General features: G+C 63.6%; 11 protein-coding genes. 2 read left to right on the top strand and 9 right to left on the bottom strand.

Going from position 1 to position 23,410, the window contains the following annotated elements; all coding sequences use genetic code 11:
* Positions 1–5,834: hypothetical protein (locus ON27_RS36275; protein WP_157227795.1), on the bottom strand; the 5,834-nt coding region annotated here is incomplete at its 3' end.
* A complete protein-coding gene (locus tag ON27_RS40535) occupies positions 5,798–6,172 on the bottom strand; it encodes a hypothetical protein (RefSeq protein ID WP_157227793.1) in 375 nt (124 codons plus the stop codon). The genes ON27_RS36275 and ON27_RS40535, both read right to left, overlap by 37 nt.
* Positions 6,173–6,624: 452 nt before the next feature.
* Here ON27_RS40535 and ON27_RS43655 point away from each other — a divergent pair, with 452 nt between their 5' ends.
* The gene (locus tag ON27_RS43655) at positions 6,625–7,368 is read left to right on the top strand and encodes a hypothetical protein (RefSeq protein ID WP_157227791.1); all 744 of its coding nucleotides are present in this window, start codon (positions 6,625–6,627) and stop codon (positions 7,366–7,368) included.
* A gap of 552 nt (positions 7,369–7,920) precedes the next feature.
* On the opposite strand, the gene ON27_RS43650 is transcribed toward ON27_RS43655, so the two are convergent.
* The 3 genes from ON27_RS43650 to ON27_RS43645 form a co-directional block, all read right to left on the bottom strand.
* On the bottom strand, positions 7,921–8,724 hold the full coding sequence (locus tag ON27_RS43650; protein ID WP_157227789.1) for a hypothetical protein: 804 nt from the start codon (positions 8,722–8,724) through the stop codon (positions 7,921–7,923).
* On the bottom strand, positions 8,725–9,681 hold the full coding sequence (locus ON27_RS36255) for a ParA family protein (RefSeq protein ID WP_245560529.1): 957 nt from the start codon (positions 9,679–9,681) through the stop codon (positions 8,725–8,727).
* Positions 9,682–9,855: 174 nt separating this feature from the next.
* Positions 9,856–11,085: a hypothetical protein gene (locus ON27_RS43645; RefSeq protein WP_157227787.1), complete on the bottom strand. Its 1,230-nt coding sequence runs from the start codon at positions 11,083–11,085 to the stop codon at positions 9,856–9,858.
* Positions 11,086–15,527: 4,442 nt separating this feature from the next.
* Here ON27_RS43645 and ON27_RS36245 point away from each other — a divergent pair.
* Positions 15,528–16,490 carry a replication protein RepA gene (locus ON27_RS36245; RefSeq protein WP_063711442.1) on the top strand — a complete coding sequence of 321 codons (963 nt, stop codon included), beginning with the start codon at positions 15,528–15,530 and terminating at the stop codon, positions 16,488–16,490.
* 515 nt (positions 16,491–17,005) lie between these two features.
* On the opposite strand, the gene ON27_RS36240 is transcribed toward ON27_RS36245, so the two are convergent.
* The 4 genes from ON27_RS36240 to ON27_RS40525 all read right to left on the bottom strand — a co-directional run bounded on the left by ON27_RS36240 (position 17,006) and on the right by ON27_RS40525 (position 23,216).
* Entirely contained in the window at positions 17,006–17,932 is a 927-nt protein-coding gene (locus ON27_RS36240; protein ID WP_506330640.1) for a hypothetical protein, read from the bottom strand.
* 209 nt (positions 17,933–18,141) lie between these two features.
* A complete protein-coding gene (locus ON27_RS44530) occupies positions 18,142–19,482 on the bottom strand; it encodes a hypothetical protein (protein ID WP_157227783.1) in 1,341 nt (446 codons plus the stop codon).
* A 1,254-nt stretch (positions 19,483–20,736) separates the two neighbouring features.
* Positions 20,737–21,159 (bottom strand): hypothetical protein, encoded by a 423-nt coding sequence (locus ON27_RS36225; protein ID WP_157227782.1) that lies wholly within the window; start codon positions 21,157–21,159, stop codon positions 20,737–20,739.
* A 440-nt stretch (positions 21,160–21,599) separates the two neighbouring features.
* Positions 21,600–23,216: a hypothetical protein gene (locus ON27_RS40525; protein ID WP_051047405.1), complete on the bottom strand. Its 1,617-nt coding sequence runs from the start codon at positions 23,214–23,216 to the stop codon at positions 21,600–21,602.
* Positions 23,217–23,410 lie beyond the last annotated feature (194 nt).

The raw sequence follows: 23,410 nt of genomic DNA, 5'->3' as shown, positions 1-23,410 counted from the left end.
CCGGGGCTCGTGCCAAGTTCCTGCTCGTCCCACGGATGCGTGGTGGGCTGTATGTGGTGGATGCCGAGGACGTCGTGCAGGAACTCGTCCAGTTCTGTGTCCGACAGCGAGCGATAGTTGGCGAGTTGTTCGCGGATATGGGGGGCCAGCGACTCGGCGAATCGGACAAGATCAGGGCGGGTGACGCTGATTGTGACGGCATCTTCTCGTCGTCGCGTGGCCCCAGGGACGACGATCCTGACCTTGTCTCCTTCGCAGTGGAAGACCACCCCTCGCCACGCGGGGCGGATGTTGACGATGTCAGGGAAAGCCCCACCGGCGAACTGCACACTGTGGGTAGAGGACGAGAACAGGTTGCGCAAGGTCACGTTGCCGGAGTTGGTGCCCAACGCCGCAGCGAGCGATCGAGTGGGATGTCCCGCGCAGTTCAGGTGCAGCACGTACAGCAGCAGACGCTGATCCTCGCTCAACACCGCCACAGCCGGCGCATCGGCCTCCTCGCCCGCCACGACGGCGGCCGTCGATGATATGGGTGCCTCGGCGGCGCCGACGTTTGCCGCGGGCGGCTCTCGGTGGGAGGCTGCAGTCGCAGCAGCGGACTGATCGCTGTCGCGCTGCGACACAGGGGCAACCGCTGCGGTCGCATCGTGGGCGCTGGTGGCGGTGCGGTAGAGCTCCGCTGCGGCGGCCGCGGTGACCGGCGCACGGTCAAGAACGGTCAGATCCGCCGGTTCGACCGTGAGGACTGGGCCGCTGTGTGTCTCGTGGTCAGCTACAACGACTTCCGCCCACTGCTGGGTCTCGGTGAGCGCGAGAAGATCGCAAACCACGCCCGCGTGTCCGGTGCCGAGGTCGAGAACCCACGCGCCGACAGGAGGTTCGCTGTGATGGCTGCGGCGCAAAGCGTCGCGGCGCCGCGCGCCGGCCTCACTGCAGATCACCTGTCTCGTGGCCGGATTGACGTCCAGGAACCCTGCCCGGCGCAGGTGCTCGATAGCGGTGTGGTCGGCGACGGCTGTCGCTGCGCCGTCGGCGGGCCCGATCAGATACGTGCCAGCACTGACCGTCGCGTGGATCAGGTGGTTCGCCGCCGCGTACAGCAGCGGGTAGTGGTCGCTGACGGTCGGCAGAGCGCTGGCATCGACCTCCGGTGCCGGCTCGGCAGGGCTTGGTTGCGTCTGCGAACCGGCAGAGGGTATGGGCGTGGTGTGTAGGTGTTCAGGCGACAGTGCAAGTGCGGTGTCGTCGGTAGCTGCGTCCAGCAGTTCGTTGATGCCCAGCAGTTCGCGCAGGATGTCTTCACGGGCGCTGACGCTGTCACGGTGCCCCAAGGCGTCACGGGTTGCGCTGGCCAACGTTTCAGCGAACTGCTCGAACTGCTCGCGTGTGATGGTGATCAGCGCTTGCGTGCCGGACGCAGGCTTGCCCTCGCGACGGCTGGACAACTGGAGGACACCCTCGTTGTCGCCGTAGATGTCGTAGCCCAGAGGTTGCCTCGCCCATTCCGGGTGCCGATGTTCGACTACCCCGGGCCGGACAGGCCCGAATGATCGGCCGTCGAACAACTGGGCTGTCGCGTACCCGGGGTCGGCGAGCGCTTCGGTGAGCTTCCAGACCGCGGAGTGATCGCTGATCAGCCACAGCAGCATCCGTTGGTCCCCGGACAACGCCGAGGGGCCGGTGGTTGGACGGTATGGCAGGGTCGATGGCACCGGCGCACCGGCGGCTCTGAGGATCATGCGCCGCACGGTGGCCAGCGAGATGCGTCCGGAGCGGGACGATACCGACGCCTTGATGACGCTGCCTCTGGAGGCATCCGAGTTGTACACGATCCCGTCGTCGCTGGCGTCCCACACCAGGCGCAGGTGGTGGCGGGCGCCGGTGTCGGGATCGTGGTGACGGAGCACGATCACCTCGGCGTGTGCGGGATCGTCGATGCGTTCCCGCGTCCACCGGGTGCCCCGCATCAGGTACATCAGTTGGCCTGCGGTCGTAGGGATCTCCGCGTACTCCGCGTCCCGGTCGAGCATCATCTGGTTCGGCCACAGCCGCTGCGGCTCGGCCTGCACCAGGTAGTGGTCGTCGATGACCTGCGCGAGTGTCCTCGCCTGCGGGTCGCGCGGGGCGAGGTGCTCGGCCGCGGCCAGCAGTCGGCGCGCTGGCTGGGGGTCGTCGGCGATGAGGAGGGCTTCCGCCTGTTCACGCAGACCGGCCGCGGTCGCGGTGCGGGCGGCGAGACGGGCGGCGCGCTGAGCGGGGGTACTGGCGAGGACTTCGTCGCGGCGAACGATTTCCGCCTTCACCGCCCTCCACACCTGGGTGCGTCCCAGGTCCGGGAACAGATGATCCAGATGATCGGTGGTGTAGCGGACGATCTCGTCGTCTGAGAACCGCAGGTGCTGCTGGGCGTAGGTGTGGGCGTGATCCTCTACTGTGCACCGTATTTCGGCACGGTCGGCGATGGTGAAGTCGGCGCCGATCCATGCGCGGTCGACGATCGCGGCAGTCAGAGCGCGTCGCGCGAGATGATTGTCACGTACCGATTCGGCTGCCGCGCACCGCTGTGGGTCCGGGTGGGCGCCGCGCGGTTGGCTGTCGAGAATGATCGCTTCGAGCGTCGAACCGATGGCGTCGGTGATCGGTTCGACGGCACGGTCACGGTAGCGGGTATACGCCTCCTCGACTGCCGCCCGCGGCGGCGCCGCGGTGAGCGCGGCGGTGACCACCTCGTCCAGCACCGCAGCCGCAGTCTCCTGCACCTGCGGAACTTGCGTGCCGACAAGACGGCCGATAGTGACCAGATCGGCGCGGTGTGGAGTGGCCGAAGACTGCTGGTCATCAAACGCCCAGGACTCGCCGCGGCGCTGCCACCGCAACCGGATGTCTTCGATCTGGTGCGCGGGCTGACCGGAGATCACCAGTTCGAACGCGACACCCCCGCGAACGCCTGGCAGGAACCGTCCAGCCACCGACCACCCGCTACTGCGCGCTCGGTCGGCAACGGTGCGGGCCTCATCGAGATCATCGGGGACCAGTGGCGGTGGTGGATACAGCATCGGTCGCCACACGTGCGCGTGTACGAACCCGGTGTCCGACGCCGCGGATTCCCGATACGCGTGCCCAGCGGCCGTTGGCGTGCCCTGTCCTCCGGTCTGGGCATCGACCTGCTGGGGGTTGATGTCGGTCGCTGCGGTGGCAGGTTCGCTGGCAGCGGAGGACGCCTCTGGGCGCGGATCAGTGTGATCGATGATGTCGGACGGTGCCGCCGCAGTAGAGATCGTCTCGCCGCTGGTCAGTTCTGGCGTGGCCTCGCCGCGGTTCGCCGCGACGGGTTCCGCCGCGGCCGGCTCGACGTCGGGTCGGCTCTGGACCGTCGTCACGCTCTCGAGGAGGTCGGTGATCTGCCCTATCGACGGCCCGGGAACTGGGCCGCGGGGAGTCTGCAGTCGCGATCGGGTCCTCTGGTAGACGTACTTGCCGCTGTCGGTGAGTTCCCAGTACAGCTGCGCTTCGTACCCGCCATCTGCGGTCGAGCCGGCCAGGCGCAATTGGTACAGACCGTCGACCGCGTAGCGAGCCTGCTCATCGAGCACATCCCACTGAGCTCGCTGAGCCGCCACAACAATTGCCGCTCCCGACTTCGGCGGCTGCGGCCGGGCCGCAGCGCTGTCGCCTTCCACGGCGTGGACGACAGGCGCCTGGATATGGATCGTGGACCCGCTGCGGATGTCACGGGTGCGGTGGAGTTCTCGGCCCTGAGCCAGGATGACGCGCGATCCGTCGGGAAGAGATTTGTCGTGGATGGTGAACGCGTACTGCTGGCCCTCGTCATCCACCGCGAGATGACGGAAACCGTGACCTCCCCGCAGATCCTGGCTCCAGGTGATCGTCAGTGCTTGAGGCAGCCTCAGCGGGCGCGGCACGCTGCTGCTGTTGTGCGGCGGTTCGTTGTCGGCGGTGACAGCAGGGAGATTTGATACCGGGGCAGTCGGGCGAGGTGCGGTGATTTCGTGCGCTGGCCCGCCGTGAATCTCGGGGATTTCCTCGGCGATATCGTGGTCTACCCCAGCGACGGCATCCACGGCAGGCTCGGTGAGGGAGTCGACGTCATAGTCCAGCGGTGACTCGGTGGATTGCTCTGCATCGTCATGTGCATCCCACCAGCCGTCGAGGAATTCCTGGCGGATCGCGTCACTGGCTGCGGTATCTCCGCACTCGGCGACCGCGTCGGCGACCACAGGGTTCGATTCGGGCTCTGGCGGTTCGCCCGCGGTGTCAGGATTGAATGCCACGTACCCGATTTCGTGGAAGTCCTGACTCGTGGCGGCGTGCACGGTCTCAAGGGCTTGCTGCACGACAGACTGCTGGGCGTCATCGGTCAGCTCGTGCAGTGGTGCCGCCGCGTCGAGGACCGCCTGCACCGCTTCGGCGGACGCGCCGAGGCCCGCGGCTTCTGCGATGCTGTCGGCCAGCTCGCCAACCAGCTGTGATTGTGGGCTGTTGCGCGAGAGTGAGCGCCGCGCCTGCTCGGCGACTTCGCGGGCGAGCCACGATAGACGGGTCGGGTCGGCGAGCAACGCGCTGACGACGCGCTGCAACTGTGCATCGTCAGCGGTGTCACCGAACTGAGACGCTTGGATGGCGTTGAGACGCCCGAGGATCAGGGACTCGGCTATGGCCGCTGCCCTGCTCAGCGACTGCGTACGCTCCTGGTGGACCGCGCTCCTGGTCAGCGCCGGGTTGGTGACCACGCTCGCGGCGACATGGTCGAGTATGGAGGCGCGACGCACTTCGTCGGACACCTCCGGCCCGGGCTGTGGGGAGACGGCGTGGGGCTGCGCATTCTGGATGGGCCCGGTCAGCCGCTCACGGCGCCGCGGCTGGCCAAGCGGCGCGGGCAGGTGTTGTTCATCATCGACGACAGAGGCGGCGTCAGCGGCCTCGGCCGCGGCATCGTCGGCATGCGGTGATGTCGTAGGTGTCGGACGCGCTGGCGGTGTGCGGGTACTCAGCCACCACTGGTAGGTCGGTTCGTCGGCGACGACATCGACGATGCTGCTGAGCACCACCGGTGAGCCGTTGACCTCCTCTACAAGTTCGACGGGCTCACCAGCCAGCAACGCCGATGCGACGCGTTCGAGCCGCACCAGTTTCCGAGGCGGCACCAACTGCGGGTTGGACCGCGCCGCGTGCACGATCTCGCGCACCCGCGCGGCGAGGTCGGGATCCTCCGCGTCGGTGCCGGCGCGCCGGCGCTGGGCGATGTCGTGCAGCGCGAGGTCGATGTCGGTGCTCACCCGGTAGCTGCCGGGTGCTGCACCGTCCTCGACGATGGCGGTGATCGGCGCCAGATCCGGTGCGTCGGCGAAGCCTGTGCCCACGGCGTCACCGAGCACGGCGGCCGAGCGGCCGCGCACCCACTCCGTGGCCGGCGCACTGCGGTGCAGAAGGTTGAGGCGCAGCTGGTCACGTGCGGAGCGTGTGAATTCGGTGGAGTCCTGTTTCCCCGCTCGCAGCACCAGCTTTTGGTTGAGGTGTTCGGGATCAGTGCCTGCGGACCGCAGCTGCTCCTCAAGGGTTTGCAGCTCGGTGTGGAGCTGACTCCAGCGGCTGCGCTGCTGCGTGAAGTCGGAGTTCAACCGCCCCAGGACCGCACGCAGTCGAGTCGATTGCTCGGTCGCACCGCTTGTTTCGGCGTCGGTACACGCCGATTCCGTCGAGGCGATCGACGCCATGAGCGTATGGCCGCTACCGCGAATGACCTCCAGGTCGTGGACGGTGCGTGCCCACCGGTAGATCAGGTCGTTGAGATCACCTGGTTGCGGGCCTGCCACTCCTGGTCGATCTGCGCTTGCAGGCCAGCTGCCAGCGGATCGGCTGAGGTCTTCGGTGTCGGCTCCCCGTCTTCCAGGCATTGCGCGATCCGTGCGGTCGCCAAGACCTGCCAGGTCAACTCCGCGGCTCTGCCCCACACTCTGGCGACGATGTCGGCCGCCAGCGGATTGTCCATCACGTGGCATCGGCGCCACCGCTGCGGATCCCGTGCCTGCGTCGCGGCGGCGGTGTCGGCCTCCACCAGCACCGCCACCGGATTCGAGTCGATGCTGGCCTCCCGGTCGCTGATCGGTCGACTGCTGCCCGGGACCGCGCTCATCGGTTCCATACCGTTCACCAGAATCAACCTCTTCCACGGACCAACCCCTTCGAGCACCACGCCCGTGACGGTCCGATCCGGATTGTCACGGCAAGTCAGTGCCCGACCATATCCACGGAATTCGACCGAAATACCGCCGAACACACAGCGTGTGGGAGTTGGAAGACAGACAGCCTGGGTGTGAGCGCACCATTCTCTGTGCGCTCACACCCAGGCTGTCGAATTTCCTGGCCGATGATCCGCTACACGGACCGCACGGCTGAGCGGATGACGAGTGCTGCGATGATGGCCGGCCACATCACGCCTCTACCGAGCGCCTTCAAGCCGTGAGTCACGCTGCCGGCCAGCAGCCCGGACACCCCCGCGAACACTAGGATCCCGAGGATCCACAGATTTACCACCCACATCATGTCGCCTCCCCTCAGGTGGATGTACAAACCTCAATTCCTCGCCACCGTACAGCATTCGCCATGATCGTCGCGAGCAGGAAACAACTACAGTGCAAAGTAAAACGTCATATGCGTGATAATGCTCGGGTGACGAACGTTGACGCTGAGGCTGCGACACTCACCGCCGCTGAGGCGGCCCAGGTGGCATCGCAGACGGCAGGCAAGCACATCAGCGCGCCCGCGTTCCGGTCGGCGGTCAGAAGGTCCAAGGATCCCACGGTGCAACCGGTGATCCAGGATGGCCAACTCCTGTGGCGGAAAACAGCAGCACAGGCAGTAGGCGCGGCACAGTCGAGGCACAAGGCGGAGGAATGGGGTGCAAAGCATGGCTTCATGACCGCATTCCAGGCCGCAGCCGCAGCTGACATGTCGGTCGGCGCATTTCGCCGCGCGATGGTATCCCCGACCCTGAGCAATCCCCCACCCGATCCACTGTCCCCACAGGAGACAGAGCACCTCATTCCGTCCGAGTTCCGCCGATGGGTCTGGTATCGAGCCCAACAGGTCGAGGAATGGAAGCAGCGAAGGCCCGACCGAGGTAACCGTCTGCCGAAACGAGTCACAGCCGACAAGCTCGGATCACATGAATGGACGGCGCGTGCCTGCGCTGATGCTGCCGGGTGCGACGACGTGTATCAATGGCATCGTCACTGCCGGACAACCCCAGACGCTCCGCGCCCACACCGTACGGAGGGATCAACCTTTCTCTGGCACAGGGAAGAGGTCGAAACCTATCTGAAGCGGATTGGCGGCAGACTGCGCTGACTCCAAAAAACTCCGAAGCTGGGTCTCCGACGAATCCGTGTCGCGTGGACCGTAGCTGTCCCCCTCCATGTCGACACTCGCCGCATGGAGATCTACCGGTCACCCCGTGCTGGGACCTCAGCGCCGGAGCAGGCCGCCGGTGGCACATGCCTGGAAGTACCGATATCGGTTGCTACCCCAAGTACGTCCTCGGCAATACGCGCAGGTGGCCGACATCCATCGGCTGCTGCTCACGGGTAGCTGCACACCATTGCAGCGGACGGAAAAGCGATCCCCCACGTCAAGTCGGAATTGCTGCCGGAGCTGGGCATCGGGGGCTCACCTCAGGCCGAGGGCACCCAGCCAGGCACCTGTGTACGCGGCGGTTATCACTCTAGACATCGATGCCGGCAACCAGTGAGGACGATGCGTAACCAGCATCATGAGAGCAATAGGCTGGTTCATGCGACAGGCAGAACGCTTGGCCGCTTGCCCCTACCCTGCCAGGCGCGACGCTTCAGATCTTCCGATAGCGGCTTGGTCTAGCAGGGTAGGCGACTCACCAATAGGAGATCACACCGCAGCGGCTTGTGCGGTGTTGCCGGTGTCCTGTTCAACTGCCCCGAACGCTGATGCAGCCTCGGCGGCCTCCTCGCGCAAAATCTCCTCGATTGTGTCGGCCAGTTCGAATTTCAGTGCCTGGTCGACGAGTGCGCTGCGGCTACCAGCACCGCAGTCGATCGCAAGTTCATCGAGGCGCTGGACGTCTTCATCGATGATCCCGCTCAATGGAATCTTGACCGGCGCAACTGAATGCCGTCGACGGCGAGGTCGAGAAGTGTCGACTCGCTTGAACAGCCTCCTACCCTTGCCCTCGGATCCGGATTGGTTCTCTTGAGCTGTGAAGTAGCTCTCGATTGCATCCACGTGCTCTTCGATGGCGTCCAGGACCACTTCGCCGTAGCTTCGCCCCTCACCTCGACGTTCCTTCTCCGCGTGAGTAACCCGACGGATGGCTTTTGCCACAACCGGATCGACGTGCGCTTCTGGCGTGGATGGCGCCGAGGCCTTGGCTCTCGTCGCGGCCCTGCTCCGTTTGTTGCCAGCTGCGCCGTCAGCTGCAACCGACCTGGGCCGCTTCGGCTTTTTCTGCGTAATTGAACCGATACTCCGGTCGTCGTCAGCTTCGGTCGTCTCCTGGTCGATGCCGAGGCCGACGTCGACCTCCTCCGCTTCGCGTGCATGTGGCGTGGCCGACTCGGCTGTTGGCGCAGGCTTCGTCGAGACAGGTTTGGGGGTTGCGCCCAGCATATCGCCGATATCGCTGAGGTCGTCAGAACCTTCACTCGTGTCGGCGAATCCACCTCGTCTACCCATCTATGCGTCCTCCTTCGCGCGCTCGCCGGCCGCCAAGCGCCCGACGACCTCTCGAGTTAACTGCTTGTGATCTGAAGCCAGAGGGCCGGGGTTTCTTGACCACATCCTTTTGGGCTCATCGTCATCCTCGGTCTCCACGTCGGGCACCCCATCAGCCTCTACTACGAGCTCCGCCTTGCGTTTGGGACTGAAGTTGAGGAGTTCACTCGGAGTCAAGTGCAGCTTCCGGGCATCAACCGAGGTGGCCTTATCGTGCCGAATCGTGCTTCTGAACGGCTCGATGCCAGTCCCTTCCAGAAGCTCGTGCACGGTCTTAAATGTGGCCTCATTGCGCCTTGTCGCTCGGGGATCGCAGTCGAAAAGCACCATCCCCATCAGCTCGACTACGGCCCCGCGCCTTCGAGCCCGCAGGTATCTTTTGGCGAGCTCCTCAGCACCATCCAGCCCGGCCTCATCCTCTTTGGTAGGGACGATGAGCCATGTCGCGATCTCCAGCAGAACATCAAGCAGTTGCAGCTCTCCGGGCGCTGAATCGATCAGAACGAGGTCGTACCCCTCTGTGTCGACCAGTTCGGTCAGTGAGGTGGACAGGTTGGCCGCTGGGTCAATGCCGTGGTCGCCACTGTTGGTGATGATGGTGGTCGCCATCGAAAGAAGCGCTCCCCCAGCGATAACGTCGAGGCCTGGACGAACGTCACGAACAGGCTCCAGCGCAGAGCCATACTGAATCGCCATCGCCAACGACTTACCGTTGTCGCCGTTCTTGACGCCGAGATCACGTCGGGTGCAGTTGCCTTGAGGGTCGGCGTCTATCACGAGAACCCGTTTTCCTGCCATGGCGACCAACACGGCGATCGCGGCCACGATCGTCGACTTCCCTACGCCCCCCTTCCGGTTCGCCACCAGAATCGTTCGTATCACGGCGTGGATACCGCCGGGCAACCCTCGAGCTGTCACGCCCAGGGACGCTACCTCACTATGGGCATGGATCCAACCACCCCAGCGCGCACATGTCGTGGCAGCTCATATGCGCATGATGCTCCCAATGCAGACTGTCATGCATCCTAGCTCATCAATGACCTATCATAAGCCACGCCAGAGGCCGTTCCAGACGACCTTGTCACTCGTCTTCTACTCGCCCCATGCACCCACCCAGGCTTTGGTCGCAGTGAAGGCCGTCCGATCCACCATTCGCTCGGTGATCGCATCGCCCGTATAAAAGACGCTATCGCGCTCCCATTCAAAGACTCGCCAAGTTGCCGTACCCAAGGGCAGAAATGATGGTGCTGCGTCGAGCCTCCTACTGACAGTTAGGGCCATCGCTTCAATGCCCCCCAAATCGGCAGGCAGGATGGGCGATAGAACGGTTTTCAAGGTGATCGAAGTTCTGGCGTCGTTGCGTGTCATTTCAGCGATCGTCACAGTCGGCCAAGGTGTCCCCTCGCCCAGGGTGGTTACAAGTATCACTCGTCTGATGCAGTAGACGGCCAAAGGACTGCTGTTCCACATGAACCGCGTATTGACCCTTTCACTGGTCGCTGAATGCGGCTTTAAGTAGGCCCTCCATTGAGTGCATAACAGGGTGCAACGCATGACTGTTTCTCTGGGCTTAAGACAAACCATCATTTCGACCCAGTAGATGATCGTTTCTACCGGTAGATGAGGGGTGCCTTGTGCTGCCAGTACGTTGACGGCAGGGAGCACCCTGGGCTCGCTCTTCTTATCGACCTTATGCAGAGTAGTGTCAAGGGCCAGGCAGATCTTCGTATCGAAGGCCATCCAATGTACCAATATTTTGGCATTTGATGTAGGGTCTGGACAGATCAGTAAGCGGGTTTGTTCGCAAACCTTGTACCGGGCGATAAGGTTGCTCATCGAACAGGGAATGAAATAGACCAGATCAGAGGGTTTTGAACCGGCTTTCTGGAAGATCACATGACAGATAATTTCGATGCCCTCGTATGTAGGCGTCAGAAAAGGCCAACAAAGGACGTTGAGACGAGCCTTTTGACCCATCGAGTACATGACCCAAGAGAGAGCTACCGCATGGGTCTTGATGTCACTGTGTAGATGGGGTATCTGAGAGGTCAAAGGTTCGAGTGTCTCTAGTGTCGTACCTACAGTCGCATCTAATGTCGTATGCATGGTCGTAGGTACGACTTTAGTGACGACATGCGCCACCTCTCCATCAAAGATCCTGATCAAGGGGCAAAGCCGAATGCTCCATGCGTACTGCACAGAAGCGGTCGGCACTAATCTTTCAACTTGTGCGACGCAGGACAGCGAGTCCGCTGAGAATCCCCGGCAGCTCGGCGCATGAAGCATCGACTCGCGAGGCGAGTGGAGCTGTACGCCAGCCATGTCCGGCTCCTCCTTCGGTGTCCGCCGCAGTGCGATGATCGGCTCGATCGGGCCGAGCCTTCGTGGTGTGATCCTACGAGAAGTGTGCAGTCTATCCAGTGAAGTTCGCTGTGGTCCCGGAAGGACAGTCACGTTGTGGACCTAGCATGGACGGGCGCAGGAAAGATCGTCGGCACCTGGACTGCGGCTCGGGCAAAGTGCATGCGGGAGCACACATGCGGCTCTGCCGCTGTGGTGCGCGTGACACTCTATGCAGCCCTCTGCTCCATCTTCGACGGGGGCCACGTAGAACGGGCCGACAATTGGGTCGGCAGGGATCCTGCAGAGGGCGAACTAGGCGGCAACTGATCCGAGATGGATCTCAGACTGCTGACGAGACAGCTCGGCCCTTCCGGGCGGTGCGGAATCTCTGGCTGAAACTCGATCCTTCAATTCTCAGGGCGTCGCGCGACACTCCCAGCAAGCCTCGTCTCAACCGATTCGAGAGTCGAACCTGGCTTTGGATACTTGCTTGCCCAGGGGCCGCGGCTTCGCAGTCACGCCACGCATGCGGTGTGTGAACCAACCCGGGTCTCGCCATGTTGCTTCGTTCCCATGAGGCAACCGGATCAATCGCGAGGAGCCAAATTAGTGAGTGCAGCTACTTGCGGTCGGTCGGTGCCCCGCGGGCAGGATTGACCACTGCAGTTAACCGCGGACCGCTCTCGCGCGCTCCTGTGCGGGGTTGCGACAGTGCACAGCAAGTGGCAATGCGCGAGGATCGAAATTTTCGCCTTGTCGTGGATGGTTTCCATGGGGTCTTGAGTTCGGTGATGGGGGCCACTCCGCCAACCATTGACTCGCCTTCCCGCTTCATTTGAGGTGAGCTTCAACCACACCGCAGTGTTGGTGTAGCCGAGTGATTTGGCGGACTTGTCCAACGGAGCGACTTTGAATCATGTCCGCGAGTACAGTGGCTGGCGCCAGAGTGCTTACGGCGGTCGATGAGTCGGGCCGACGCGGCGGGCCACACCCCACAACGCAAGCCGCCGGGAGAGGAAACTACGCGGCCAGACAGCACGGGATGTGCCCGGCGAAAGCTGATGAGCCGTAGGCCGGTGCCTGCCTTGCCACAGTTTGCGCCCGGGTTGCCGACCAGCACCGTTGTAGGCCCAACTGGGCACCACCTACACCCCCCCAATTTGGGTGAAAGACCCGGATTTGGGCCCTAGCGGGCCCACACAGCGACTCACTGGCCGTTCTGCCGTCATAACCTTCGGAAGACTCGAATCGTCGCTCTACGTGGCTGCTAGCCGATGCACCCGCTCTGACCTGGGCTGCAAGTAGATGGAGTTGCATCGGGGTCCGGTTTCAATGTCTCGATGCACAATTCGGCGCGGAGTCGACGCTCGCTCTCTCGCGGTCGGCCGGGAGCGCGCGGGTGAACCCGATGTTGTCGGGTGTGTGCTTCGCCGCGGGTTCGACCAGAATCGCCGAGTCGGGGACACCGAGACGGAGGGCGTGCTCGCGGAAGTGCACAGCTTCACCGCGGGGAAAACGTTCGACAGTGGTCGGTACGTTCGCGCCGGTGAACACGATCAGAGGAAAACATGCCTCGGTGGAAGAGGTGCGCGGCGTAGGTGGCTACGCCCGGGTTTTGTCCGCCGAGGCCGACGTCGACGGGGGCGTACCGGGTGGTCCATCTGGCTGTAGCGCCACAACGTTTCCATGTCGGCGCGCAACTCCTCGGGCAAGGTCGTTGCAGGCATGGGTGCGTGTCCTCGGGGTGGATGGACCGTAAGGTCTGTTGTGTGACCGTGACCTGACGACTGTAGGTGAGAGTTGATGTGGGCGGGCGCATGTTGCGCCGCCGCCGGATACCTGCGGAAGCGCGAAGCGATTTGCGCGACCATCCGAGGTCGCGGCCGAGACGTCGCTGACCAATGGTGGGTAGAGGGGGTGCGGCCCGTCGGTCCAGGGGCGCGCATAAGTGCGGTCACCGTAGGGATTTCAATCCTCCCATGCACAAATCTGTCCGCGTATCGAGCGAGATCCGGAGGAAGCGGCATGCGACGCTCGCATGTTCATGCCCGAGGCATGACCCCATTCCTGGGCGGAGGGGCCCGCAGTGGCCCCTCTAATGTGCTGCACCTGCTGATGCCGATCCGCCGGACGTACCTGTCCGGCTCGGTAGTCCTGGCCGAGACTCAGCCGACCAGACCAGCGGCTCAGCAGTTCTTGCCACTGGCTCACCCAGTCTGGCGAATCAGCTGGTCGACGCACCGGCCCGCACGGCGCATGTTTTCCCCCGTTGGCCAGATCATTGCGCCGCTCGCAGATCACATGTCTCAACGGAACTGGCCAACCTCAGGTCGGAGCGCCGGCCATTGGCCAGATTCATTGCGACGGAACAGTACCGCCCACGCCGCGGCCCCTACTGAGGGCCCGCACTGTCATCGTGCCGGATCCCTCGGCCGGCTGCGCCCCTCAGTGACTCCTCTAATGCGCCGATCAGACGACTCTGGTGATCCCTCTAATGCGCCCCCGAACGAGGTGGGTGACCCAAGTAATGCGTCCCCCAGGCCGAGCTGGTGACCCAAGTAATGCGCGATCAAGCCGGGCGGGGTGACCCCTGAAATGCGCAGAGAACTCCCAGTTTCTCCGTCGGCTCAGGCGCTGTGCGCATGTGGATAACCTGCTGTGCCGATGAGTTATCCACAAATTAGAGAGGTCACCACTGTAATGCCGTTTCTGCAGGAAGCGCCGCATTAAAGAGGTCACCATTGCGCATTAAAAGGGTCACTACGACACGCTGAAAGCGCAGGTCAAAGCCTATTTTTGAAGGCTGCCTGTAGTTCTTTCCCTGTATGAGAATCACCTGTAGTAGGCTCGCTGCGGCTGTGGAAATCACAAGAGTGCAATTCACCAGCACGCAGTCGAACAGGGATCTGGGTCTGGAGACAGACCCGCGCTACCAGCAACCGCGAGCGACAGCCGTTGCCCCCCGGGTTCTTGGCGCTCTCCTGGGCATCGGGCAGCCGTCGAGATCCGGAGCCATCTCGACGGCTATCACGACCAAGTCCGTGCACTCACCGTCCAGGTCTTGATCGCTTCGACTAATCAGTCGAGCGCTCGTGACCCAGAGTTTGGTCAGATTGCATCGACCACAGACCGGATATCTCCTCTAGGCGGCCACAGCCACCGAGTCCTCGCCGACTGCGTTGACGCAGGACCTGAGCTCAGACCGTCTCGCGTCGCGCGATGCGCATTGGTAGGGTCACCAAAAGCGCCGCCACAGACGGGATCACCATAATCCTCTCCAGCCTGGCGGTAGTTGTGCCCTCCGCTGCGGCGTTGGCTCGATAACCCCACGAGCAGAATCGACGGTCGGGGGTAAGTTGATACCCAGTTGGATGGCTTCCGCCGGCCGACTGACAGAGAGGCAGCAGCCTCTCTGGGCAGGGCAGTCGACGCCCTTCCTCTACGTCTGCAGTCGACCTGGTCTTCAATGATCACCTTTTCCTGCCCTGTGCACTTTCACCGTTGCCGCCTTCAGCGATACAGCCACTCACCGGCCACTGCGGCCGCCGGCTCCGATGCTGCCTGCTAGCGGCCTGGATGTCGCCCTCCCAGCAGCTACCACTGGCGTAGAGGCGGAGGCTGCACTCGACTCGGTCTACGTAGTCAAACGACAGTTTTGACTAGCCAGCAGCCTCCTTCGGTGACCCTTGTAATGCGTTGGTCGGTGACCCTTGTAATGCGCTGCACCGGTCACTTGTTCCTGGCTCGCTACGGGGCAAGGTCTCGTGGAAAACTCGCCAGCGGTTCAGCAACTGCATGCCTGGGGCCTAGTGGCCATCGCTAGAACGGGCGGTCTATCCCACTGGGAGGCGGCCATAAGTGAGCAGTTGATCGCATCAACTCCCGAGACACTTGCCCCGCGCCTCATAGTTGGGCGTGGTGACCCCTCTAATGCGTCCCGAAGTCAGCGCAAGGCATCGGTCGCCTCGTTCCGGCCTGGCTCATTCACTGGTCTGCTGCTCAATCTTTGCGGGTCGAGCCCGATGGATCTGACTCGGGAACTTTAGGCGCCGATCGAGAGGCCCGAGGTTCCGCGCGGCCCAGGTTGACCAAGGTACGGAAGCTGTCGCTCCGACTCAACCGATCTGGTCCGGCATAGGTCAGCGATCCAGATCTGGACCAGATCGACTGAGTCGGGCAATACCAGCGACTCGACTTCAACCTGACAATTGATAGTTCCGCATCCGAACGAGTGGTACTCGTCATGCACCTCCCGCGGACACCAAGAAACCGTCGGTGAATTCTCCCAGCTCTGGGCCGCAAGTTCCTGACTCCCATGTCAGCCGAGGACAGGGTCCTGGTCGGTGCGCGGTGACCCCTCTAATGCGCGGCGGCGTGTCGACGGTAACTCGAAGCGGTCGTCGCTGGCATAGTGTCATGCCATGGCGCGCCCGAAACGTGATGAGCTGGCGCTGGCGCGCGCTGCCGAGGCGCTGGCAGAGTCCGCAGCCCAGGAGTTGGCGTTTACAACTGGATTTTTGGCACAGGTGTGCCTCCCATACCGGAATCCCGGCGACGTGCCGGTGTGGCAGCGCCGAAACGGCAATCTCCTGCTCACGGTCCAACCTGGATACACAGACGACCCAGGAACAGGTAAGCCCCGCTCGCTTGGCTACCCATCCGGCGTCATCCCGCGGCAGCTGATGTTCTGGCTGATTACCGAAGCCAAGCGCACGAAGTCCCCGACGCTCGTCCTTGGCGACGGTGTGGTGGAGTTTTTCCGGCAGTTGAACCCGGACGTGAAGGCGACCGGCGGCTCGACAGGCAGCTTGACCCGCTTGCGCACACAGTCAGAACGGTTGTTTCACGCCAAGATCAGTGTGCGGTCCGAGCACATGCGCGCCGACGGCGAGCGGGCTGTACTCACCCAGAACTTGTCGGTCGCCCACCGAGTCCTTCTATGGGGCGCCGAAGACGACGACCGTGCGGTCGTGCAGTTGTCAACCGACTTCTACGAGGAGATTTTGGACCGCGCTGTGCCGTTGGACCTCGGCGCATTGCGCTTGTTCGGCGACAACGCATGGTGCATCGACTTGTACGCATGGCTGACCTATCGGTTCTCCTACCTGCGACATGAAATCACGGTGTCCTGGGACGAGCTGAACGCTCAGTTCGGGTCAGCACGCAAATTGGACACCAAGGAGGCACGGTACAAGTTCAAGAAGGCAATCGAGCGGCACTTGGCGCGGGTGCTGACCGTGTACCGCGACGCCAACGTCGAATCCACCGCCGCTGGCTTGGTACTGCGGCCAAGTCTGACGCATGTCCGATTCAAGGGCCTGCGGGCACTGGAATCCGGGGCCACGGCGAATGGGCAGTTGACGTTGGACGGCAGCGTGGCCTGAGGCGCACCGGCTATACATCGCGGCGAGGGAAAGCTACTGGCGTATGGTTCACCTTGTTCGGCTCGGCACGCGATCGTGAACCTGTGATGCTGCCGAGCGGGGCCGCTGTAGTCGACCTGCGGTCATTCCCTGCCGTAGCGCTCTCCCCGCGGTGTCGCCTTGCTCCGCGGCGGAACCGCAGGGCGAACTGCTGTCGAAGTCTCTGTTCGCATCTCACCCGGTACTCGGCGATGTCCGCGTTCATGCGTGCGATCCAGCAGGCGAGCCGGAGCCCCCATATCCGGACGAGGAGATCCGCCGCCTGCTGGGCGGCCAGGGCCTCTGTGCTCGTTCAGCCCATGTGACGGACCCGGAAGCGGGTGGGCTCGGCGGGGTCCCGGTCGACGACCTGGACGGGCCGACCATACCCCTGTTTGTGCCTCGCTGTGCGATCGATGCTGCGCAGTGTATTTCGTGTTGTAACCCGCTTGCAGCAGCGCGAGGCCCGTTTGCCGCCGATCCGTACACCGCAGTCGTCAAATCAGCTCTTGCGGAAGTGCCAATGACGGGACAAGAGTTGCCAAGTCGATCAATTCGATGCGCTTGCCGTGGACGCGAACGAATTCCGCGACGGTGAAATCAGTTGCGGGTCCGAACCGTTGGTCGAACCGGGCCCTGGTGTGAGGAGACGATCGAGCAAGAGCCCACGCGATCGTCGACGTGGAGGTCTGGAGAAACCGCACTGGCTGTGCACCGACCACGAAGAGCTGAGCACGCCGACCGCTTTCATCGAGCGCCAAGTGAACCAGATCGGAGACGACACCGCGCTTGCGCATAGTGTCGGCGCCCTTCCACTGCGCGACTTTGAACTCGGCGATCCGACGATCCGTTTCCAGATCGAACGGTCGCGACTGATCATTTCCCGCTCCCAGGGAGGGCCGTCGAACGACGACCTCGCCTTCGTCCAAGATGGCGGGTAGCACGCGCGCGATGACGGTCGCGTGAATGACGTCGTTGAGGCGCCCGACATGTCCGCGGACAGCCAGTGCTGCGTCGAGCAGGTCGTCGCTGAAGCCATACTCGATCGTCACCGCACGGCTCGTTGCGGATCCCGCATGATGGAAGGCAGCCTCCGCGGCAGCGAGGTGCGCTGTCAGGTCGTGGTCGGTAAGAAACCGTGACAGCGTCGCGAACGACTCGGCCAATCCATCGTTGCCGAAGGACTCCGCTCCGACAGCTTCGGTCCGCAGCGGCGTGTAGACGCTCGTCGACAGCCCCAACTTGCGCAATTCGGCGAGGGCCCGATGCGATGTGTACGCCGAGCGCGGCAATCCGGTGATCAGTTGATACACCTGCTTGGGTGGATAGCGTTTGTCGGCGACGACCACCCAATGCTCGCGGATCGGCTCGGGTTCGACCTTACCGATCTTCTCGAACACCGAAGACTCGACTACTTCCTCCATGCCCACGAGGTTTCCCTACCGCAGGCGGGCCCAGCAACCACCGGCGGTGATAGGCAGGCCGGAATCCGTTGACGCAAGATGCTCGAGGATTTCTGACGGTCTGACCAGCGGGCCCGCGGCGGGCCTGCTGGCCGGGTACAGCTGCACGCAGTTGCTCAGATCCGGTGACGCCACCGTGAACCCTGGGAGCAAAAGTTCGCCACGGTCGGTCACGATCGCGCGAGGCAGTCCGCATCCGACGGATGCGTCAGCGCGTCGGCGTTCCAGCACTGATCGCATACCGGAGTTCGCAGCGGGAGCTCGTTGCGGACAACGGCGGGTGCAGAGCAGGCCACGCATGTGTCTGTTGCCGCTGTGGCGAGGTCTTCGGACACGCTGGTGACAGATGGCGGGTAGAGGCGATTAGTGCCTTCTGAACGGCCCGCAGCGGCGTGCATCTCACCGCCGGCAGGACGCGCCCAACTGGTCCGGCGCTGTGCGCTGAGCGGCGTCATGCGTGCGCGTCTGACCGATGCAGGCTCGGCTGGGACCTGGTTTGTCCAGTCCACCTTCGCCAGCAAGGAACGCAGGAAGGCGATCGGCGCGCTGATCCGATCAGGCCAATTCAGGCCTCGCTCGATCGTGTAGCGGGTCAACCGCTCAGCGATGGCCTTGCCGTCGAAACGGGTGGTGTCGATGCCAGCCTCGATCAGTGCCTCAGCCACCCAGCCGATGTGCCAGCTCTTGTGGCGAACATACCGTTGGCATCCGATGTGGACCCACTGGCCGCGGTCCATGCCGTGCAGGTGGTGGACGACCTCAGCTGCCGCTCTCTGCAGGTGCATCGGCCGCGGGTCAGCGGTCGTTCGTGGCTTGCATCTCGCTTTCCTGGGAAGTTTCGTCCTCGCGTGCGCGCGTCGCGCGCGCGTTGGTGATTTTTCGCGATCGAGAGACGAGAGATGAAAAGAACTACTTCTACCTACGTTACGTTCTTCCCCTACTCCAGTAGGGGAAGATAGGTGCCCGCTGCGGCCGCGGGCACGACCCTCGGCGACACGCACGGCGGGGGAAGCGCTGGGTGTGTCACGGCCGGTTCTCGTGGACTTCTCGCGGGGAGGCGTCGACGAGAGAGCAGGCCGGGGAGCGGTCAGGTGCCAGACGCTGGCGGCGTTGGTCTGGTGGCCGCCGTGATGGGCTCGGGCAGCGGCAATCTCGACGCCGGACAACCGCCGACCTGTCCGCATGTCCTTGGCGAGGCCGAGGTCCCGCAGGACGTAGCGCACCTTCCGCATCGTTCCGGGCGAGCATTTCGCGCGTCTCGCCATGGTGGCATTCGCCGCGGTGATTCCGCGGCCGGTGGCTGAGTCGGCGAACGACGCCACCGTGGGCGCGTGGTTCAACACGGCCTGGGCGCTGGTCTGGTGTCGAGCCACCAGCGCGCGGCCGGCATCGGTGTCGAGCGCTGGACCCACCAGGGGCAGCCAGTCCTTCACCGCGACCACCGGAACTCGTGCCGCGAGGCCATCCTCCAGCGGCAAAGCCCATGACGCGCCGACTTGGCCAGCGTTCAACCGTGCGATCTTCTCGACGACCTCGGCGGATGCGGCCTCGACGGTTGACGAACCGGTGAACTTTCCCTGGCTTCGCCGACCCTGACGAGGGCATGACTTACCATGGGATCTGCTGTGCAAAGCAGTCCTTTCACAGGGGACATCAGCAGTCGGCTCGTCAGCGCATGAGCATTCAGAGGGCGGTCGGGCCCTCAACATCGAATTCCTTCGGTCGGGAAGGGGTTCGATGCTGCTCGAAAACAGCTGGCCGCTGCTGGTGCGGGTATGGGGTTAGGCAGCCATCAGGCACTCTCGTGCGGCAGCATCACCCCCTTCGCATCGTTCGCGACGAAGGCTCCTGCAGACGGACGGCGATCCGCCCCACAGCAACCGGTCACGGCGCCCTCAAGTCGAATGCCGGTTGAAGCGACCCTGCGGCTCGGCGAAGGGACCGGTCGCGGGCGTTCAGACCTCACCGTCGACTGGAGACCGGGCGGGTCAGCGCGTGAGCGGTTCAACCGTGGGCTGGATGGGGCTGCAGTCGAGGCGATGACGGCGCCACGCAGCTGCCGCGATCCAGGAGGTGACGCGACACGACGAATTCTCACTGCCGATCCGGTGACGGAATCGTCACGAATCGGAGCGAATGGCCGGCCTTGCGGCCGAGCTGTCTGAGGGTATGCAGTAGCCTGGGAGCTGCCCACCACGGCAACACCTTTCTGAGTACGCAACGACATGTCGGGGACCGAGGTCCAGTCGGTTCCCCACGTCGAGCCGTTGAGGGAGTCTCCCTCTGTGCACCGAATCCTCTTTTGCGAAGAGGATTCCGTGCTGCTCGAATGCCGGTGCTCGGCGGTATTGACTTAGCTGTCGGCGCGATCAGCGCAGGCTCCACCACCCCCTTCGGCAAGCGCGCAGGAGTCGCTGAGCTGCGATTGGCGTCCGGTCAAACGGCACGCCGTTGTCAGCGACGGGGAAGTCGGGAGGTAGCAGGATGCGTGCGCGGCCGTCGGCGGGGGAGTGGGCCTTCGGTCGGCCGCAGCCGCATGCGTTGTGGCGCGGTATTTCCGCAGATGGCAGCCGACGTCGAGGCATTGTTGCACGCTGTTTCGGCGCGCTGCCTAGCAGATTTGTCGGCGCATGTTCTACACTCGGGTCAGGCACGAAGCCTCCCGAGGCGTGAAGGGGACATCAGTTCCTTCAGGTTCTCGTTGGTCAGGAAGCGTTGGGCCCCCTACTGTTGGTCGCGGCGGGGGGCCTTCCGCTGTTTCTGGGTCAGGTACCGGTCGGTGCCAGAGGCAACTCCGTTTGCAGTGGAACATTCACGCTCGTGCTCGATTCGTGCGCCAGTCCGCGGTGCAGCATTTCGATCAAGCACTGGGTGATCGAACGAAAGGCTCTCGCGGCCATCAGTGCCTCGATTTCATCGCCGAGAGCGCGCGGAAGATCGATAGGGCCTATGTAGCAGAGCTCGCCGGTGCACATGACACCCAGCGGCTTCTGCGCGCGGTAGGAGTCGAGGCCATCGCGCACCAGTGTGACCACACGCGCCTTGAGTGTGGGAAAACCGTCTGTACCGATGGGTGCCTTGATCAGATTCGCCAGCGACGCTGGGACTTTGGCACCCACGGTGCGATAGTCCGGACCATCTTCTCTCGGTGGGCGGCCAGGACGACGCTTTCGCTGCTCGACCTCCATGGGTGCCATCATGCTCCCGGGTTTTATGAAACGCTCGGCGGCGCGCCGGGGGATGCTGGACACGAACGGGCTCTCGTCGGAGGTCTCGTCGGAGGTCTCGTCGCGATCTTCTGAGTAGGGCAGCAGTGGGGGAGTTGCCTGGATTGCTCGGCTCGCTTGACTGGATGTGTCCACGGCCTTGCCCCCATTCCCTTGTCTTTCTGCCTGGTGTGATCTGTCGTCGGAGTATGTAGTCTTCGCGGTGCACCATCGGGATGTCAATCGCATCCACTCACACCAGATGTGCCAAATACTGGCTGCTCCTGGCGGATTCGGTCTGGTTTCCACGATTCGTGGAAACCAGACCGGGACTGACACCTGATGTGTGTGACGCGCGCCGCTGTCGACGTGGATCTCATGGTGCTGGCGCACGGTGCTGGGCGTGGTGCTGCCGAGAAGTTTCACTCGGACGAGCCCGGGTTGAGTTCGGTCAGTGGGTCGGCGTTGATGTAGGCGCCAGCGGTGTGACCGGCGGCGGGCTCTTTGTCATCAACGTCGGGGCGCGCCAGAGGGTCCTCATCGGGTGGCACTTCTTTTGCTGCTTTGCCGATTGCCTTGCTGTATCCGCTCGACAGGGCGTGATGGATCAGCAGCGCCACACCGATCATGACCGGCGCGACGGAGTGAACAAGGACTTGGAACCCTTCCCTGGCTTGAATGTAGGGATAGGTGTTGAGCACCACGGTGAAGGCGAGCAATGCCCATTCGGCCGCCGTGATGTATTCGGGTTTGACCTTGTACTGTTCCAGCTTCGGTGCACCGATCATGATTGCCAGCACACACACCGAAATCATGCCTTCGAGCAGGTAGCTGAACCAGAACAGTGCGTCTCCGGCGTCGAGTCCGCTCGCGATGTTCTTCTGGACGTTGGTGGCCGACCAGATCATGCCTACGGCAACCACGCTGCCGAGCGCGAGGGTTGTCGCCCATTGGAAGTTGAACAGGCTCGCGAGCTGAGCGTGCGGACTTGTCCGCCGCCGGTGAGCTGCCAATGCCTTCCGGGCGGTTCGCTGGTCCCGCAGGTCGGCCCGCCGCAGCGCACCAGCGGTATGCAGGTCATCTTTCTCCGAGTCCAGCCTCGCCTTCCACGCCCTCTTGCGCGCTTTGCGGCGCTGGCTGCGGATCCATTCTGCGAGTTCGCGCTCTGCTTTTGTCTCCGCCTGGGACCAGTCTTGGAACAGATTCGGATCATTCTGAATCTCGCGTGCCGCGGCTCCCCGCGCAGCCAGCTCGTGTAGTGGAAGCGGCCGCTCAGGCATGTTGTGTGCTGCAGTCACGTCGTCGTTCATCGTGTCCGGTTCGGTCGGAGGTTCGGTCACGCTGGCGGGCGGCGCGTCGACGTGCGCCAGCTGCTGTGCGTCGCCCCTGGTGTGGTGCTGGCGCGGGGAGGGGGCCTTGCGCACGCCGCTGGTTGCGGCGCTGTGCCTGGTGACCTCCCTGGAGGAAAACCAGGGGCTGGTGGTCATCCATGAGGGCAGTTCACGGTGTAGCGAGACCGTGCGATAGACGTCGTCGAGCTCGGAAGCTTGCTTCGGACTGACCTTGGGCGGCATTTCCGAGCCGTCCTTGCGAGCGCTTACCCATTCGCGCCAGATCGCGATCGCTTCGCTCACCCTGTTACGTGGGGGGAGTTCGCCGGTCAGGCGCTGCAGCCACTCCATGATGGGGGCGGGTTTGAAATCCTTCAGCGGCGCTTCCACGTCGCCGAGGACCGCACACGCGTAAAAGAGCTTCGGCTGACGGTGGTCGAGTTTGGCAAGTTCCGCGCGGTGGAAATCATCGTCGCTGGTGCAGGCCGCTTCCTCGTCGATGTCCGAGGCATCGGTGCTGTCGAATTGCTCCTCGCTGTCGGTCGTGTCGTCGTTCTCTGCTGCGACAGCGGGTTCCTCGGCGTGGGTGGTGAACTGGCCGGTGACGAGACGGGGCCCGATGGGCGTGACCGAAGCTGGGGCGGCGAAGACCGCTGGTGTGAGGTCCGCATCGGGGGTGTCGAAGTTGCGTTCCGCGGGGGTGGTCATCGGTTCTTCTCGCTTCTCGCCGGGGTTGGCTGCGGTCGATTCAGCTGCGCCAACGGGTGTGGGGTGAAGCTGGTCATCCCGGCGGCCACCGTGGAATCGGGGTCCGAGAGGAGGCGGTGCAGCCCCACAACCCAGAAGGCTATCATGCGATCATGATAGCATGAGCGGCGTCTGTATCCCCGACGCGTCCCGGT

The organism is Nocardia asiatica NBRC 100129 (assembly GCF_000308415.1).
Taxonomy (GTDB): Bacteria; Actinomycetota; Actinomycetes; order Mycobacteriales; family Mycobacteriaceae; genus Nocardia; species Nocardia asiatica.
This window is presented reverse-complemented; position numbering and strand designations above follow the sequence as displayed.